We start from the raw sequence: 17399 nt of genomic DNA on the forward strand, positions 1-17399 counted from the left end.
CACTCCGTAGTGGCTGAAAAAACGTGCTGAATTGGCCGACATTTACGAATCGTTGAGAGATGAACGGGGTGCGGAAAGCGTCATGATCGACTCGACGTCCGCCGGGAGCGCCCTCCCGATCAGGCGGCGCCGGGACGGCCGCTCCGCGGCAGTGGCGTACCGCGCGCCCAGGGCCGCCCCCCCGCGACCGCCGCCGCCCTCAGGCGCCCACCACGCCGTCGATGCCCTCCCGCAGGAAGTCCGCATGGCCGTTGTGCCGGGCGTACTCATGGATCACGTGCAGCATCACCATCCGCAGCGAGACGTCCTCGCCCCACCGTGGCTGATAGCCCGTCACCTCCAGCGACTCCGCTTCCCGCTCGATCCGCCGGGCGTGCTCGACCTCCGTCCGCCAGGCGTCGAACGCCTCCTTGCGGGTGGCTCGGCTCGCGTCGTACGCCACCTGGAAGTCGCCCTCGGCCGACCACACCAACGGGATGTCCTCGGCACTGATCACCCGCCGGAACCAGGTGCGTTCCACCTCCGCCATGTGCCGCACCAGGCCGAGCAGGGAGAGCGTGGACGGCGGCATCGAGCGGCGCCGCAGCTCCTCGTCGCCGAGGCCGTCGGTCTTCATGGCGAGCGTGGCGCGGTGGAAGTCCAAGTAGGCGCGGAGGGTCTCCCGCTCACCGGCGAGCCGGGGCGGATCGATGCGTTCGGTGGTCATCGCGCCACAGTAATCCGGCGGTGGTCCGCGCCGAGTGCCGGTACGGCACCGCGGATCAGGCCGTACCGGCGGACATCGCCACGCCGGACTCCGCCACAGCGGACACCGTCATGGCAGATACCGCTCGATGGCGGCGGCACCCTCCTCGTCGATCAGGCGCTTTGCCCACTCCAGGCTTGCCGGCGTCGGCTCCCGTCCCGACGCCTTCACCAGGTCCTCCGGGTCGAAGGGCCGCTCACCACCCGTGTACAGCTCCGTCGGCCGGTGCTCGGCCGCGCTCTTACTGCCGTTGCTCGTCACAGGTCCTCCTCGTTCCGCGCCCACCGAGTGCCTGGGCGGTCGCTTGACTCCATCATCGGCCCGCCTCCGGACACCCGCACGGCGTACCGCGGGCGGATGCGGCCGGGGAGATCAGCCGACCGGGCGCGGTGCCCCCGGATACAGCGGAGGGAAGGACTGCTCGGTCCAGATCGTCTTGCCGTACGGCGTGTAGCGCGTCCCCCACCGCTGGACCAGCTGCGCCACGATGAACAGTCCTCGGCCGCCCTCGTCGTCGCTTGCGCTGTGCCGCAGGTGGGGCGAGGTGTGCCCGGTGTCCGAGACCTCGGTGAGCAGCGTCAGGTCCCGCAGCAGGCGCAGCTGCAACGGCCCGGACGCGTGCCGTACGGCATTGGTGACCAGCTCGCTCACCGCCAGTTCGGTGGCGTACGACAGCTCTTCCAGGCCCCATTCCCGAAGCTGCCCGGTGGCCAGCTCCCGGGCCAGGCCCGCCGCCTCCGGCTCGGCGGGCAGCTCCCAGGCCGCGACCTGCCCGGCACCCAGCTCCCGGGTGCGGACCAGCAGCAGCGCCGAGTCGTCGGCCGCCGTCCCGCCGGGCACCAGCTCGGTCACCGCGCGGTCGCACAGCTCGTCCAGCGGCCGCCGATGGTCGGCCAGCACCCGGCCCAGCGTCTCCAGCCCCGCATCGATGTCCCGGTCGCGCCCCTCGACCAGACCGTCGGTGAACAGCGCCAGCAGGCTGCCCTCCGGCAGCTCGACCTCCAGCGACTCGAACGGCAGGCCCCCCAGCCCCAGCGGCGGGCCCGCCGGCAGATCCGGGAACGACAGCACACCCTCGGGGTCGATCACCGCTGGTGGCAGGTGCCCGGCCCGCGCCATGGTGCAGCGCCGCGAGACCGGGTCGTAGATCGCGTAGAGGCAGGTCACGCCGGTGGCCAGATCGTCGTCCGTGTCCGTGCCCGGTGAGCTCGTCCGGTCGTCCGAGGTCGCTCCGACCAGGTCGTCCAGCCGGCTCAGCAGCTCGTCGGGGGACAGGTCCAGCCGGGCCAGCGCCCGCACGGTCGTACGCATCCTCCCCATCGTGGCCGCCGCCTGCAGGCCGTGGCCCACCACGTCCCCGACGACCAGCCCGACCCGGGCCCCGGACAGTCCGATGACGTCGAACCAGTCGCCGCCCACCCCGGCCCGGTCGTCGCTGGGCAGATACCGGTAGGCCAGGTCGACGGCGGACTGCGGGGCCAGATGCTGCGGCAGCAGATTGCGCTGGAGCGTGAGCGCGGCGGCGTGCTCGCGGGTGAAGCGCCGGGCGTTGTCGAGGCAGACCGCGGTACGGGTGACCAGCTCGTCGGCCAGCTCGATCTCACCGCGGTCGAAGACGGAGGGATGGGCACCGCGGACGAAGGTGACCAGGCCCAGCGGCGTGCCGCCGGCCCGCAGCGGCACCACCATCGTGCCCTCCTCCAGCACCAGCCCACCGGAGGACAGGCTGCGATACTGCGGCGAACCGGGCGGATAGGCGACGCGGTGCGCGCTTCCCGGCTCCCCGCCCGTCGTCCTGCCGTCCTGCCGCGCCGCGACCCGGACGAGGGAGGGCAGTCCGCCACCGGGTGCCAGCTCGTCCCCATCGAGCACCGACTGGACCAGATCCACGCTGACGGCGTCGGCGAACCCCGGCACCGCCACCTCGGCGATCTCCCGTGCGGTGACGGCCATGTCGAGCGTGGTACCGATCCGGCCGCCCGCGTCCACCAGGAGGTTCAGCCGGCGCTGCGCCTGATAGCGCTCGGTGATGTCGAAGGCGTCCTCACACACCCCCAGCACCCGGCCTTCGGCGTCCTGCAGCCGGTAGTAGGAGCACGACCACACATGGTCCGTCCCCGGGTCGGTGGGGAGCGCTCCGACGAAGTGCAGATCGAGCAGCGGCTCACCGGTGTCCAGTACGCGCCCCATCACCGCCCGCAGGCCGCTCGGATACCCCTCCGTGACGAATTCGCCCCGCGGATAGAGCTCGTCGGCCCGCTTGCCCATGAACTCCCGCAGCGGCAGCCCGATCTCCCGCCTGTACGTGGCGTTGAACCAGGTCAACCGCAGATCGTGGTCGTAGATGGCCAGGCCCACCGGCGACTGGGTGGCCAGTCCGTGCAGCATCGACTGCCGCGACTCCCAGACCCGCAGACCGTCCAGCTCGGCCGCCACGAGCACCCGCGCGGGCGTCCCGTCCGTACCGGCGGTGTCGGCCAGCAGGCAGACCGAGGTCGCCACCGACAACAGCCGCCCGTCGCGGTGCAGGGCCGTGCGGGCCACGCTTCCGGCCTTCTGGGCCGACGGCGACCTCCCTGCGGTCCCTGCGGTCCCCGCCGGCGCGGACGGCAGCAGAACCTCCAACGGGCGCCCGATGATGTCGTCCGCGGTGTACCCGAGCAGCCGCTCGGCCGCCGGACTCCACCCGATGACCAGGTCACGGGCATCGAGCACCACTGTGGCCGCCCTGGTGACGTCGAGGGGACCACGGAAGTCGGCGCTCTCCACCGCACTCCATGCGTTCATGGCATCAACCCAGCCCGGTTAAGTACCTACAGCATCGAGCCTGATCAAGACCGGCACAACCGCGCTGGCGGGCCTGCGGACGCCGCGTACGCCGAGTGGGTGCAACGGCCGCGGTCGCCGCCCCCGCGTGTCGCTGGCAGAGTGGGAAGGGGCGGTGAGTACGAGGAGGCAGCATTTCATGTCCCCCCATGAGCCCATCGTTCCCGTGCGTGGAGCCCCTTGCTGGGTCAGTCTGATGGCCCGCGACCTCAAGGCGGCCCAGGAGTTCTACTCCGCGGTCCTCGGCTGGCGATTCCGGCCGGCGAGCCTGGGTGAGGAGTTCTCGGTCGCGCTCTCCGGCGGGGAGCCGGTCGCGGGTATCGGTGCGCTGGCCCCCAGCTTCCAGATACCGGTGGCCTGGACCTCGTACTTCGCGGTGACCGATGCGGACGACACTGCGGCCCGCATCCGGGAGCGCGGTGCGACGGTCGCCGTGGGCCCGCTGAAACTCGGCCCCGGCCGCGCCGCCCTCGCCGCCGACCGCGACGGCGCGACCTTCGGCTTCTGGGAGGGCCAGACCATGGCCTGGTCGGTCGGCCACGGCAAGGCTCCGGTCTGCCTGGAACTGCGTACCCGCGACGCCTTCGAGGCCGCCATCTTCTACGCCGAGGTCTTCGACTGGGCGTCCGAGGGACCGGGGGGCTGCGATGTGACCTACGAGCACGACCAGGTGATCGTGAGCGACGGCACGCACTCGGTGGCCGCTCTGCGCGGCGGCGCCGTCGAGGCCGCGCCGGACCCGCGGGTACGCCCCCGATGGCATGTCTACTTCCCGGTCCGTGACATAGAAGCGGTGACGGCGGCCGCGGCGGACGCGGGCGGCACGGTCACCCCGATCGCCCCCAGCCCGGACGGCTCCGGCGTCCAGTCCGTCGTACGCGACCCCGACGGCGGCCTCTTCACCGTCTCCGCCCGGTAGCCCGGCGCGGTCGGCTCGGTCCGGCCGGCGGTGGCCGGACCCGGGCCCGCCCCGAGCGGTCACCGGCCCTTCTCCGCTTCCAGCTCCGGGCACCACGCAGCCTGCCGGCGCCCGCCGACCCGCCCGCAGAAACCGGCCTGGGCGGGTCTGCCCTTCTCGTCGATGTGCTGGATCGACAGCAGCTTGTCCAGCGGGACCTGGCGGTCCACATCGCCACCGAAGCTGATGATGCCGCTCGCGCCGTCCAGCGCCTCGTCCCCGTGCACCCCGCTGATCGCATGCCACACCGCCGGCGGCGTCAACGGCATGCCCGCGGCCTCCTCCCGCAGCTGCTTGACCGCGTTGATGTAGAGCTTGACCGCGTCGAAGCCGAGCGCGGCATGGCCGTCGAGGGACGAACTGGGCACCTTCGCACACTCCTTGGGGAACAGCCGGCTCATCTCCGCGTACAGCTCGCTGGTGCCGTCGCAGCGCGCCGACCCGAGGGTGAAGTCCATGAAGTCGTACGAGATGCCGGGATAGTGCGTGCGGCGCTCCGGGTCGGCCGCGAGCCGGGCCACGTCGTCGCCACCGATGAGCGGCGGCGGCGCCGAGTTGCACGACTCGCTGATCCCGCCGAGCAGCGTCTCGAAGTCCTCCGAACGTCCGGCGAAGAACACCAGCCCCGGGTAGGAGCAGGTCTGCCGGCCCACGGCCCCCGCGCCGGGTGCGTCCGAGACCGGCTCGCCGCCGGGCGCCGGCGGCGGGGTGTAGGTGACCTTCTCGACGCGGAAACCGCGCGTCCGGAACTGCTGCGCCGCATCGTCGGCCAGGGTCTTGCTGTACGTGTCGGTCGGGTCGGCCGAGCCGACCACCCGGACCTGCCGCTCGCGGTTCTTCCCCGAGGTCCGTGTGACATGAGCGGCGTACGCCGCCGCGACCGCCGCCTCCCGGGCGTTCTGCGGCGACACCTGGAAGTACATCGGGGACTGCCGGACCAGGGAGTCCGCGGACAGCGTGGTGGCCACCATCGGCAGCCCCACCTCGGTCAGTTCGCGGATCGTCCGGTTGGTCGCCTGCCGGCTCTGGTCCAGCCCGGTGACCCCGACGATCGACGGATCCTGCCGTTTGAGGCCCTCCAGCATCTCCACCACCCGGGTACCGAAGCGCATCCCGGAGCCGGCGTTCGCGGGGAAGATCCGGAGGATCGGCTCCGCGCCGCCGGTGCTGCGCAGCTGCCGGGACTGCGCGCTCGCCGCCCCCTGAAGCGCCTCGCGCCCGTAGGCGAGCTGGCCCGTGGCCCGCCCCGTACTGCTCAGCAGCGCGGACAGATGGATCAGTGTGACGAACGGGCGTTCCGGCGCCGCCCGGTGCGCGGCATCGGCGCGGCCGTTCTGCTCCGCGATCCTGGCGAGGGTCTCGTTGAGCGCCGGGTCGGGGGAGTGGAAGGTGAAGCCGTGCCGGGACACGCCGATGCACTCCCCGGTCTCCGCGGTGCGCAGGGTGTCCGCGTCGTCCTCGAACCGGCCCAGCCCGCAGTGCGCCTGCCGGTACGCGTTCTCGCGGCGCAACACCAGCCCGCCCGCCCCCAGCAGCGCGGCGAGCACCCCGCACGCCACCACCACGGACACCACCCGCCGCGCCCACAGCGGCGGTTCGGGGATCCGCAGCCGGGCGTCCTGGCCGACCTCCAGCCGTCGGGTCAGCTCGTAGCGCGCCCGCGGCTCCGGATCGTCGGACGCCACCATCAGCTCAGGGACGGCGACCGGCAGGTACCAGGGCGAACGGTTGCGGGCCCGGCCGGTGTGCAGGAAGGTGTCCCGCCAGCCGCCGTAGAGCCGGTCGGTCAGTTCCCACAGCGAGCGGTGGCCCCAGTCCGCGCGCACCGGCGAGCCGGCCGGGGGCGGCTGGGCGCCGCAGCTGATGACCAGCAACGGGTCGAAGGCACCGGTCTCGTTGCGCACGTCGACGATCGCCTGCATCAGCGCATAGCCGCAGTTCCCGGCGTCCGTACCGTCGAGCAGCGCCACGCAGTACGCGGTGCGGCGTGCCGTCCGCGGCCGCCAGATCCGCCGCCGGAACGCCACCCGCAGATCCTCCAGGAAGGCGTTGACCAGCAGTTTGCGTAACTGTTCGGGGTCCTCCACCTGGTTGTGGGGCGGGGTCAGCCGCTCGGCGAACCCGATGAAGGTGCCCGGGTCGCGCGGCGCCAGGTACGGCTGGTTCAGCAGCCACCGGTACTCGCGGCCGAGACCGCGGCGCACCCGGAACCACGCGAGCGGGAAGACATGCACCGCGAACAGCCACACCCACCACGGCACATGGCCGTCCACCGCCAGCTCGGTCTCCGGGGACCGCAGCAGTCCGAAAGGCCGACGGCGGCGGAACTCCCGCTCGCGCAGGCCCTGCAGCAAGGAGTGGTCGCCGCCCTCCACGCCGCCCTCCACGGAGTCCGGTCCGCCGCCCGCGCGCGGCTGCGCCAGCCAGTTGACGAGCCCGAAGCGGCGGAACCGCACCCGGCCGTCGCTGCCGTTGACGCTGCGTGCGAAGCCCTGCGCCAGCCGCTCCAGCGTGCGCCGCACCGCCTCGACCGACTCGGGGTCCCCGGTGTCGCCCGCCAGGTCGTGCAGCACGTGCGGCACCCGCCGGGGGTCGGCGTGACTGAGGAAGTAGCTGATGCCCTTGGCGAGTTGGGTATGGCTGCCGCCGTTGACCAGACAGACCACGGGAAGGCCCTCGCGGCCCTGTGCCACGCCCCGGTGCCGTACCGGCTCGGGGCATTCGCGGCGCCGTGGCCGGCGCACCAGATCGGCTGTCAGGCGCAGCAGATGTCCCGCTCCGCGGAACACGGGTATATGGGAATCGAGTTCGTTCGACGCCATGGACGCCCCGAGGGATGGCCGGGAGTAGGGCGGACATTCTGACACCGCGCCGCCCGTCCCGGAAGGCTCCGCGCCACGGTACGGGCCCACCGAAGATCGCCTCGCCCGAAGGTCTATCGTGGCGACATGTCCGCCCCAGAGCTGATCCGTATCGTCTCCCGTGACTCGCCCATGGCCCTGGCCCAGGTGGAGCGTGTCCGCGCCGAACTCCGCGAGTTGCACCCCGGCACCGCCACCGAGGTCATCCCGGTCAAGACCACCGGTGACCGCTGGATGGGCGCCCTGTCGCAGGTCGAGGGGAAGGGCGCGTTCACCAAGGAGGTCGACGCCGCCCTGCTCGCCGGCGAGGCGGATCTCGCGGTGCACTGCGTCAAGGACATCCCCGGTGACCGTCCGCTGCCCGCCGGTACGATCTTCGCGGCGTTCCTCAAGCGCGACGACATCCGCGATGCGCTGATCGACCCGGGCGGCCGCACCCTCGACGAACTGCCCGACGGGACCCGGATCGGTACCTCGTCCGTGCGGCGCATCGCTCAGCTGGCCGCGTCCCATCCGCACCTCCAGTGCGTTCCGATGCGCGGCAACGCCAACCGCCGGATGGAGAAGATGGCCGCCGGCGAGGCGGACGCGCTGCTGTTGGCGGTCTCCGGGCTGGAGCGCATCGGCCGCCCGGATGTGATCAGCGAGATCCTCTCGGTGGAGACGATGTGCCCGCCCATCGGCGCGGGGGTGCTGGCCCTCCAGTGCCGCGAGGACGACACCGCCACCATCGACGCCGTCAGCGGCCTCGGCGACCCCGCGACCTTCCGGGAGACCACCGCGGAGCGCATGCTGCTGCATGTGCTGCAGGGGCACTGCAACAGCCCCATCGCGGGTTATGCGACGACCGACCGGCGCGGCGAACTCGCCCTGCGGGCCTGTGTGTTCACCCCCGACGGCAAGACGGTCCTGAATGCCCAGGAGTGGGCCGGCCCGCTCACTCCCGAGACCCTCGGGACGTCGGTGGCGGTGGCCCTGCTGCGTCAGGGCGCGCGTGAGCTGATCGACGACATCGCGCACTGAGGGCGGCTGCGGGCGGAGAGGGCCCCGCACCGTGGTGAACGGTGCGGGGCCCTGACCCGGGATCCGCGGTTCGGTCAGTTCACGGCACCACCCCCACCCGCGGCGGCGGCGTCGCCGCCCGCAGCGTTGTCGTCGCCGCCCGCGGCGCTGCCGCCACCTGCGGCGTCGCCGCCACCTGCGGCGTCGCCGCCGCCCGCGGCGCTGCCGCCGCCACCGGCGTCACCGGCGCCGATTTCGGCGCCCGTCGCCTGGAGCGCGGCGGTGACCGGCTGGAAGAAGGTCTCGCCACCCTGAGTGCAGTCGCCGCTGCCCCCGGAGGTCAGTCCGACGGCCGAGTCGCCGGAGAACATCGAGCCGCCGCTGTCGCCGGGTTCGGCACACACGTCCGTCTGTATGAGGCCGTTGACGATGTCGCCGTTGCCGTAGTTCACGGTGGCGTCGAGGCCGGTGACGCTGCCGTCGGTGACCCCGGTGGTGCTGCCCGAGCGCTGCACCTTCATGCCGACGGCGGCCTCCGCGGCCTTGGCGATCGGCTGGGTCTTGCCGTTCCCCAGGTCGACCGCGCTCTGCGGCTGGGCGCCCGGATCGTCGTAGGTGACCAGGGCGAAGTCGGTCTTGGGGAACTGGGAGTCCTGGACGGTGCCCAACGGCTGGCTGCCGCCCTGATCGGCGGTCCACGTCTTGGAGTCGTTGCCGCAGTGACCCGCGGTCAGGAAGGCCGGCGCCCCCTTCACGGTGACGTTGAAGCCCAGGGAACAGCGGGCGTTGCCACCGAAGATGGCGCTGCCTCCCACGGGCCCGGCCGCCGCGTCACCGCCGCCGCCACCGCCCGTGCCGGCACCGCCGTCGGCACCCGCGCCGCCGTCGGCCCCTGCGCCGCCGGCAGCTGCCGCGCCACCGTCGGCGCCCGCGCCGCCGTCCGCGCCCGCGCCGCCGTCGGCTGCCGCGCCGCCGTCCGCAGCGGCTCCGCCGTCCGCTCCGGCCCCGTCGTCCCCGCCCGCCCCACCGGCCCCTGGCGCGTCCGCTCCCATGCCCTCGCCGTCGTACCGCTGGAACTCGCCGGCCGATCGCTTGACGGTCACCATGCCGCCCATGGGCCCGGTGGCCTTGGTCAGGGCGGCCATCTTCCGCCCGGTGACGGTCTTGTCGGCGAGCACCACGATTCTGTTCGTCCGCGGGTCGATCGACCAGGCCGTACCCGGGACCGACGCGGTGGTGCGCAGCGTCTGCGTGCCCGCCTTCAGCGCGGACATGCTGTGCTGCACGACCCTGGCGACCGCGCCCTTGGCCGTGACCGTCGCGGCGTCGTCCTTCGCCAGCACGTTCATCACCAGGTGGCCGGACGCGCCGTCCAGATACCAGCCGGCCGACTTGTCCCCGAGATCGGCCTTCAGGGACTCGGCGAGCCGGGCGGCCGACGGCGCCGAGAAGGTCCGCGGGGCGGCCGGCTGCTCGGTACTGGCATGGGCGTTGGGAAGCAGGATCGCGGCCGCCGCGATGGCGGCGGCGGAAGCGCCCACGAGGGCGCCGGTCTTCTTGTTCACATGCCGGTGACCGGTCTGCCGCCGCCCGGTCTGTCGGCGGTTCGCTTGTCGGTGGCTCATTCACTGACCTCCAGCTGGGGTGCACTGCGTTACCCAGTCCTACGCAGCGGGCCTCGTGGGGGCTCATGGCCACTCAAGGTGCGATGAATTCCGCCGGGTTCGGCGCCGGCCGTCCTACACTCCCGGCGGCTTCGGGGTCACCGGCCGGTTGTCAGTGCCGCATGCCAGGATTCCTCCCATGTCTGCACTGCCTGTGATGCCGCCCGCCGACGCGAAGAATTCGACCGTGTTCCTGGACTGGGCGCGGCTGCACGCGCCGGCGGCGGAGGGCGAGGCGCTCGACCTCCTGACGTCGCTGAAGGACGGGTGGGGACGGGCGGTGCACAAACCCGGCCGCTTTCTGGACGAGATGAGGCGTCGCGCGGCCAAGCTCCCGGCGGCCCAACTCCCCTGGTTCTGGGACACCGTCGGCCACCGGACGGGTGCCTGGATGCCCCGCCAGGCCGGGACGGCGTACGGCCTGGCCCGCCAGGCGGAGGAGGAGCACGGCCTCCCGGTCGACGAGGCGTACCACCGCGCAAACGTCCTGCTCTACGCCCGCCTCGGCGCGCTGCCCGGCAAGGAGACCGCCGTCCACCAGCGACGGCTGCACGCCACCCTCGAAGCGGGCCTCGCCCACCGGGAGTTCGTGTCCTTCGTGCTGGCTTTCGTCGCCGGCGGCGGCACGCCCGCCAAGGATCTGCACCGCAGGGTGCAGGCATCGGCCAAGGCGGCGGGGCTCGGCGCCGCGGAGAGCGCGCGGGCACTGGGCGACATCGTCGTGGCGGCGCAGGGCCGTCCCCTGCCGGACGCCTTCCTGGACGGTGTCGGGCCGGTGTTCGCCCAGGTGCCGCCCCCGGCGCCGGTGCGCCGGGCACTGGCGGAGCTGTTCCCGACCTCGGTCACCGACGGCGGGGCATGGCTGCGGCTGCTCGCCGCCACCGGAGTGGACGACGCCATGGCGGAGGGCGGGATCGTCCCGGCGGGCGGCCTGAGCGGCTGGCTCGGCCGGTTCGCGTTCCACTACTCCTACCGCGGCTCCAACTCCGGGGTCCGACGGCAGGAGATGCCCGACGAGCTGTACGCCCTGGTGCCGCGGCTCGCCGCCCGCCTCAGGTCCGAGAACACCCCGGTCAGCCTCCACACCTCGCGTTTCCGGCACACCCTCTTCGACGCCGACCTCGTCGACCTGTGCCTGGCCCACGCCATCGCGGTGACGGACCCCGGCCCCCGGGTGGCACTGACGTACTGGGGCCCGAAGGCCCGGCGGGACTACCGCGCGCTCGCCGCCGACCCGGTGCTCGGGGTGCGGCTGGCGGGCACTCCGTACGCGCCGCGCGAGCCGCGGGCCGGCGCCCCACGGCTGCCGCTCGGCGACGGCACCGACGCGGCGCTCCACGGGCGGGTGACCCGGCTGCTGGATGCCGTCGCGGAGGGCGGGCTGGGCGCGGCGGAGCAGGCCGTCGCCACACTCGACAAGGCCCTCGACCCGCCGGCCATCGCCGCGCTCGACGGCATCGACACCGCGCTGGACGCCCTCGACGGCGTCGGGCCGCTGCTGCGCACGCTGCGCGCCGGCCTCCCCGAGGAGCTGTGCTGGCCCGCGCTGGAGGCGGCGGTACGGCGCCTCGGCGGCCGCGGGGAGATCCGTGGTGTCACCGCCACCTGGCCGGCGCTGACGGTCTTCACCCGGGACCGGGCGATCGCCGTAGACCCCACCGGCGAAGTCGCCTCCTGCACGTTCGCGCTCCCCGAGGAGGCCGCACACCACGCGGTGTTCACCGCCGGCGGCAGCTTCCTGGTCGGCTGGTGCCGCGGCGACCGGCACAGCCGGCTGGCGGAGAAGGCATTCTGGGCGGACCGCCCCGAGGACGTCTTCGTGCCCGAGGAGACCCTCGGCCTGATCCCCTACGGCGGCAGCACGGACGGCGCCCTCGGCTATCAGTTCGCCACGCCCGACGGCGGCGGCCGCCACGACGGCACCCAGGTGCTCCGGCCGGGCGACCGGCACGGCATCGGCCACTACGAACAGCAGCTCGGCGACGGCGTCCGGACCTGGAGTTCGCGGCTCTTCGGGGAGCGGTACGGCCGCGACACCTGGTGCGAGATCGACCCGGCCACCGGCGCCCGGACCGAGCGCACGGCCCTGCCGGCCTTCCTCGCCGCCGACCCGCCGCCCGGCCTGTTCCGCACGCACGACCTGCAGACCCTCGCCCCGCTGCCACCCGGTGCCCCCGCCTCCCCGCTCGGCCAGGTGGACGGCCTCGCCGGCTGCCGGGTCCTGCACTGGGAGTACAGCGGCAACGCCCCGGTGCGCTATCTGCTGGAGGGCAACGACGGACGGACCGCCGAGTTCCGGGTCTCGCGCGCGGGAGAGGACCCCTGGGGCATCATTCGGCTGCCCGAAGGCGGCGCCGAGGCCGTCCTGACCGAGTACGCCCCCATCCGCTGCTACGCCGCCGCCGACAACTCCCTGCTGTGGGAGGCGCCCGGCTTCCCGCACCGCAAGGGATCCGCCCGGCCCGCCGGGAGCCCCGAAGCCGCCGCGGACCGCCCGCTGTTCCCGCCGCCCGCCTTCTGGCACTTCCTGACCCCTCGGCACCCCGAGTCCTCCAAGGCACTGCGGGCGGCGGACGCCGACGCGGCCGGGGCGCTGCTCGATGCGGCGTCGGGCGGTGGGGACGGCGCCGTCCGTGCCGAGGCGGCCCGGGCACTGCCCGGTGTGACGGACCCCGCCGTCCTCGACGGAGTGGTCCGAGCCGTACGCACCGCGGCGGGGATCCTGGACCGCCGGCGCACCCTCTCCGCGCGGGCGGCGCTGATCCGCTCCGGCGCCCGGGTCCGCCCCGCCGCCGAGACCACCGACCGCGCCCTGGCCGAGGCCCTCTACAACCTCCTCGAGGTACCCGTCTCCCACAACGCCCCCCGGGCCTCCGACCAGCCCGCCACCGTCTGTGCGATCGCGGCCGACGGCGCGTTCCTGCGAGGCCGGATCGACGACGCCGCCCGGCGGATCGGCCCGCCGGCCCGGCCGCGCGACTGGGCCGTGCTGCTGGAGGGCGGGATCCGGGCAGCGGCCTGGCGGTGCATCACGCAGACCACGCCGGAGGAGGACCGCGCCGCGCTGCGTGCCCTGCTCACCACCTGGGCCGCGTCCCCGTTCGCCGAGCCGGGCACCTGGCGGCTCGGCAACGCCTCCGGCGAGGCGCTGCGCCCGCTGTGCGAGACCGGCCGCGCCGTCGCCACGGGGATGGGCAACGGCCGCCAGGGTGCCGCCCCGGAGCCCACCGAAGCCCTCCGGCCCGGCGGTTCCTACCGCTTCGTCCAGCCCGGTACGGCCCCCGCCCCCGAGGGCGCCACCGAACTCCGTACGGTCACCGTCACCCACGACGACGCGGCCCGCCTGTCCCGGCTGCTGGAACAGCTCGCCGAGCGCGGGCCGTTGGACCTCACCGGGGAGGCCGTCGCGGCGTTCGTCGCCCGCAGCGGGGTGCGCCGGGCGGTGGCCACGCATGTGCTCGCCGGGCTCCCCACGAAGCCGGGGTACGGCGATACGGCGCGCCTGCTGCGCGCCAAGCCGTTCCAGGCCCCGAAGTCGGTCGCCGACGACGCCGAGCGGCTGGTCGGCCGTCTCGGCATCGCCGGGCGGACGCGGGTGCTGGCGGCCGGACTCCCCGACGACCCGGCGGAGTTGTGGACGGCCCAGGGGCTGGTGGCGGCCGCCGAGCGGATGGCCGCGGAATGGACCGCACTCCTGGGCCGACGGGCGCCGGTGGACGAGGAGCTGTCCGAGGAGCTGGAGAAGGAGCTGGGGCTGGGCGAGCTCACGGCCGCGGCACTGGGCGACCCTGAGGGCGGCGGCCTGCTCACCGAGGACCTGCGGCGGGTCGTCGTCGCCAACAAGTACGGCTCGCTGTACGTCCACCCGGTCACGGCCGACGGCTCCCCGGGCCGGCGGCCGAGTTACGAAACGCCCTATCTCGACATGGCGTCCGCGCTGTCCTGGGCGCTCACCGAACGCCCCGTCGGCGATCCCGCCACCCACGGGACACCCGCGCTGTGTGCCCGTCTCGCGGAGCGTCTCGACGCCCCCGACCTCCTCATCCGGCTGCGGAGCCACCGCTTTTCGCTCGGCGGGGAACAGATGACCGCCCTGTTCGGCCCGGAGGCGTATCCGGTGGCGGCCCTGGAGCCCCCCATCAGCGACCGGGCCCGCCCGCCGCTGTACTACGACCAGGGCCTGCTCCTCGTCGAGATGGCCGGCGACCGGAGTTCCGTGTTCCTGCGCCCCGCCGGCTTCGGCCGTCCCGGGAAGTACGCAGCGATGACCCGGCTCTGCGCGGACCTGGGCATGACCGAGCTGCTGCGCGAGATCGAGCGGCTACGCGTGCTGCGCGACGGCGTCGCCGCACTGGCCGCGCGGGCCGCCGCCACCCCCGTACCGGTCGGCGGATACGAAGCCAACCCACTGCTGAGCGTGCCGGAAGTGGTGGACGAGGCGGCAGCGGCGCTCGGTGTCGGCCGGGACGCCGCCGCACTCCACCTCCAGCTGCTCACACTGGCCCGGCCCACCGACCGCAACGTACGGCGCTGGAACGGCTGGACCGCCGCCCGGCACCGCACCGCGCAGGTCGAACTCACCGCCACCGGCGCCCTCGTGACGGAGAAGCGCAGCCGCGCCGGTCGTACGGCCTTCCTGCCGGGCGGCTGGACGGATCTCAAGGCGCCCCATCTGCCTCTGGAGACCGCCAAGCTCGACGCCCACCTCGCCACCGTCACCGAGAAGCGCGAGCCGTCGGGCCCGTTCACCCGGCTGCTGGCGCCGAGGCCGCTGCACGAGATGTTCGCGGACGCCTGGGCCGGTCGCTGAGCCGCGGACGGGAGGGCGCGGCATCCGGTCGGCCGACCGGGTGACCGCCCGCTCCGCGCCGGTGCCGTCCGTACCCCGGCGGCCTGGTGCCACAGGGGCGTAAAGGGCAGCTGTGACTGCGCTTAAGAAAACCTCGATGGACCCGGCGGCCTGCGTAGGGAAGATTTCCTGATGGAGATCGGGCGGCCGCGGCGTGCCCCCCGGCAGGCACTTTTCAGGCACGGGAGCCGTCACGTGAAGGCACTGGTCAAGCAGAAGGCAGAGCCCGGACTGTGGCTCACGGACGTGCCGGAGCCGGCCGTCGGCGCGGGCGACGTCCTGATCAAGGTGCTGCGCACCGGGATCTGCGGCACCGATCTGCACATCCGCTCCTGGGACGGCTGGGCCCAGCAGACCATCAGCACCCCGCTGACCGTCGGTCATGAGTTCGTCGGCGAGGTCGTCGGCACCGGCCGCGACGTGGCCGACATCAAGGCCGGCGATCTGGTCAGCGGCGAGGGGCACCTCGTCTGCGGCAAGTGCCGCAACTGTCTGGCCGGCCGGCGTCACCTCTGCCGCGCCACGGTCGGCCTCGGCGTCGGCCGGGACGGCGCGTTCGCCGAGTACGTGGCGCTCCCGGCGGCCAACGTATGGGTGCACCGGGTCCCGGTCGACCTGGACATCGCCGCCGTCTTCGACCCGTTCGGCAATGCCGTGCACACCGCACTGTCGTTTCCGCTGGTCGGCGAGGACGTACTGATCACCGGAGCCGGGCCGATCGGCATCATGGCCGCGGCCGTCGCCCGGCACGCCGGTGCCCGCAACGTCGTGATCACGGACGTCAGCGAACCGCGCCTGGAGCTGGCCAGGAAGGTCGGCGTCAGCCTGGCACTCAACGTCTCCGATGCCTCCATCGCGGACGGCCAGCGTGAGTTGGGCCTGCGCGAGGGCTTCGACATCGGTCTGGAGATGTCCGGCCGCCCCGAGGCGCTGCGCGGCATGATCGACAACATGACGCACGGCGGCCGGATCGCCGTACTCGGCCTGCCCGCCCAGGAGTTCCCCGTCGACTGGTCCCGGATCGTCACCTCCATGATCACGATCAAGGGGATCTACGGCCGGGAGATGTTCGAGACCTGGTACGCGATGTCCGTCCTGCTCGAAGGCGGCCTCGACCTCGCGCCGGTCATCACCGGCCGCTACCCGTACCAGGACTTCGACGCCGCCTTCGACGACGCCGCCAGCGGCCTCAGCGGCAAGATCATCCTCGACTGGACCAGCTGACCTTCCGGCCCTGCCACCCTCACCTCCTGGAGAGATTCCCGATGTTCGACTCCCTGCGCGACGAGCTGCGCGGCACCCTCGACGAGATCCGCGCCGCCGGACTGCACAAGCCCGAGCGCGTGATCGGTACCCCGCAGTCCGCCACCGTCGGCGTCACCGCCGGCGGCCGTCCCGGCGAGGTCCTCAACTTCTGCGCCAACAACTACCTCGGCCTCGCCGACCACCCAGACGTCGTCGCGGCCGCCCACGAAGCGCTCGACCGCTGGGGCTACGGCATGGCCTCGGTCCGCTTCATCTGCGGCACCCAGGAGGTCCACAAGGAGCTGGAGCGACGGATCTCCGGCTTCCTCGGCCAGGAGGACACGATCCTCTACTCCTCCTGCTTCGACGCCAACGGCGGCGTCTTCGAGACCCTGCTCGGCCCGGACGACGCGGTCATCTCCGACGCCCTCAACCACGCCTCCATCATCGACGGCATCCGCCTGTCCAAGGCCCGCCGTTTCCGCTACGCCAACCGCGACATGGCCGATCTGGAACGGCAGCTGAAGGAGGCCGCGGAAGGGGGCGCAGGCCGCAAGCTGATCGTCACCGACGGCGTGTTCTCCATGGACGGCTACCTCGCCCCGCTGCGCGAGATCTGCGACCTGGCGGACCGCCACGGCGCCATGGTCATGGTCGACGACTCGCACGCGGTGGGCTTCGTCGGCCCCGGCGGCCGCGGCACGCCCGAGCTGCACGACGTGATGGACCGTGTCGACATCATCACCGGCACCCTCGGCAAGGCCCTCGGCGGCGCCTCCGGCGGCTATGTCGCCGCCCGCGCCGAGATCGTCGCCCTGCTGCGCCAGCGCTCGCGCCCCTACCTCTTCTCCAACTCGCTCGCCCCGGTGATCGCGGCTGCCTCGCTGAAGGTGCTGGATCTGCTGGAGTCCGCCGGTGACCTGCGCGAACAGCTGGGCGCCAACACCGCGCTGTTCCGCTCCCGGATGACCGAGGAGGGCTTCGAGGTCCTGCCCGGCGAGCACGCCATCGCCCCCGTCATGATCGGCGATGCGGCCGAGGCGGCCCGGATGGCCGAGCTGCTGCTGGAGCGCGGCGTGTACGTGATCGGCTTCTCCTACCCGGTCGTGCCGCAGGGCCAGGCACGCATCCGCGTACAGCTGTCGGCGGCGCACTCCACCGAGGACGTCCACCGCGCGGTGGACGCGTTCGTGGCGGCGCGGTCCGCCATGGCGGCGGAGGCACCCGCGGCCGTGGAAGGGTGACCCGG

Annotated in this window: 10 protein-coding genes; 5 read left to right on the forward strand and 5 right to left on the reverse strand. The window is 73.3% G+C overall.

The window, feature by feature from the left end; all coding sequences use genetic code 11:
- Positions 1 to 199: 199 nt before the first annotated feature.
- From ACGFML_RS15290 to ACGFML_RS15300, 3 genes are all read right to left on the reverse strand, one after another.
- Entirely contained in the window at positions 200 to 706 is a 507-nt protein-coding gene (locus ACGFML_RS15290; protein WP_393543811.1) for a DinB family protein, read from the reverse strand.
- A gap of 108 nt (positions 707 to 814) precedes the next feature.
- On the reverse strand, positions 815 to 1006 hold the full coding sequence (locus tag ACGFML_RS15295) for a hypothetical protein (protein WP_393543812.1): 192 nt from the start codon (positions 1004 to 1006) through the stop codon (positions 815 to 817).
- Between the two features lie 111 nt (positions 1007 to 1117).
- Positions 1118 to 3532 carry a SpoIIE family protein phosphatase gene (locus tag ACGFML_RS15300; protein ID WP_393543814.1) on the reverse strand — a complete coding sequence of 805 codons (2415 nt, stop codon included), beginning with the start codon at positions 3530 to 3532 and terminating at the stop codon, positions 1118 to 1120.
- 178 nt (positions 3533 to 3710) lie between these two features.
- Between ACGFML_RS15300 and ACGFML_RS15305 the strand changes: the two genes are divergently transcribed.
- Positions 3711 to 4490: a VOC family protein gene (locus tag ACGFML_RS15305; RefSeq protein ID WP_393543816.1), complete on the forward strand. Its 780-nt coding sequence runs from the start codon at positions 3711 to 3713 to the stop codon at positions 4488 to 4490.
- 59 nt (positions 4491 to 4549) lie between these two features.
- Here ACGFML_RS15305 and ACGFML_RS15310 read toward each other — a convergent pair whose 3' ends face one another.
- Complete coding sequence (locus ACGFML_RS15310) at positions 4550 to 7318, reverse strand: hypothetical protein (RefSeq protein WP_393543818.1); 2769 nt, start codon at positions 7316 to 7318, stop codon at positions 4550 to 4552.
- A 159-nt stretch (positions 7319 to 7477) separates the two neighbouring features.
- Here ACGFML_RS15310 and hemC point away from each other — a divergent pair, with 159 nt between their 5' ends.
- Positions 7478 to 8413, forward strand: a complete 936-nt coding sequence (hemC, locus tag ACGFML_RS15315; protein WP_393543820.1) for a hydroxymethylbilane synthase — start codon at positions 7478 to 7480, stop codon at positions 8411 to 8413.
- A 74-nt stretch (positions 8414 to 8487) separates the two neighbouring features.
- Here the strand turns inward: hemC and ACGFML_RS15320 are convergent, their stop codons facing one another.
- Positions 8488 to 10017 carry a S1 family peptidase gene (locus tag ACGFML_RS15320; protein WP_393543821.1) on the reverse strand — a complete coding sequence of 510 codons (1530 nt, stop codon included), beginning with the start codon at positions 10015 to 10017 and terminating at the stop codon, positions 8488 to 8490.
- A gap of 178 nt (positions 10018 to 10195) precedes the next feature.
- Between ACGFML_RS15320 and ACGFML_RS15325 the strand changes: the two genes are divergently transcribed.
- The 3 genes from ACGFML_RS15325 (at position 10196) to ACGFML_RS15335 (ending at position 17394) form a co-directional block, all read left to right on the forward strand.
- Positions 10196 to 14866 (forward strand): hypothetical protein, encoded by a 4671-nt coding sequence (locus tag ACGFML_RS15325; RefSeq protein WP_393543823.1) that lies wholly within the window; start codon positions 10196 to 10198, stop codon positions 14864 to 14866.
- 234 nt (positions 14867 to 15100) lie between these two features.
- On the forward strand, positions 15101 to 16129 hold the full coding sequence (tdh, locus tag ACGFML_RS15330; protein ID WP_393543825.1) for an L-threonine 3-dehydrogenase: 1029 nt from the start codon (positions 15101 to 15103) through the stop codon (positions 16127 to 16129).
- A gap of 41 nt (positions 16130 to 16170) precedes the next feature.
- Positions 16171 to 17394, forward strand: a complete 1224-nt coding sequence (locus ACGFML_RS15335) for a glycine C-acetyltransferase (RefSeq protein WP_393543827.1) — start codon at positions 16171 to 16173, stop codon at positions 17392 to 17394.
- Positions 17395 to 17399 lie beyond the last annotated feature (5 nt).

The organism is Streptomyces sp. NPDC048650, from assembly GCF_043199095.1.
Lineage (GTDB): Bacteria > Actinomycetota > Actinomycetes > Streptomycetales > Streptomycetaceae > Streptomyces.

Bases quoted from the DNA above. Each gene is read 5' to 3' on its own strand.
- ACGFML_RS15290 (WP_393543811.1), bottom strand. From the start codon at position 706: ATGACCACCGAACGCATCGATCCGCCCCGGCTCGCCGGTGAGCGGGAG.
- ACGFML_RS15300 (WP_393543814.1), bottom strand. From the start codon at position 3,532: ATGAACGCATGGAGTGCGGTGGAGAGCGCCGACTTCCGTGGTCCCCTC.
- ACGFML_RS15305 (WP_393543816.1), top strand. From the start codon at position 3,711: ATGTCCCCCCATGAGCCCATCGTTCCCGTGCGTGGAGCCCCTTGCTGG.
- hemC (WP_393543820.1), top strand. From the start codon at position 7,478: ATGTCCGCCCCAGAGCTGATCCGTATCGTCTCCCGTGACTCGCCCATG.
- ACGFML_RS15320 (WP_393543821.1), bottom strand. From the start codon at position 10,017: ATGAGCCACCGACAAGCGAACCGCCGACAGACCGGGCGGCGGCAGACC.
- ACGFML_RS15325 (WP_393543823.1), top strand. From the start codon at position 10,196: ATGTCTGCACTGCCTGTGATGCCGCCCGCCGACGCGAAGAATTCGACC.
- ACGFML_RS15335 (WP_393543827.1), top strand. From the start codon at position 16,171: ATGTTCGACTCCCTGCGCGACGAGCTGCGCGGCACCCTCGACGAGATC.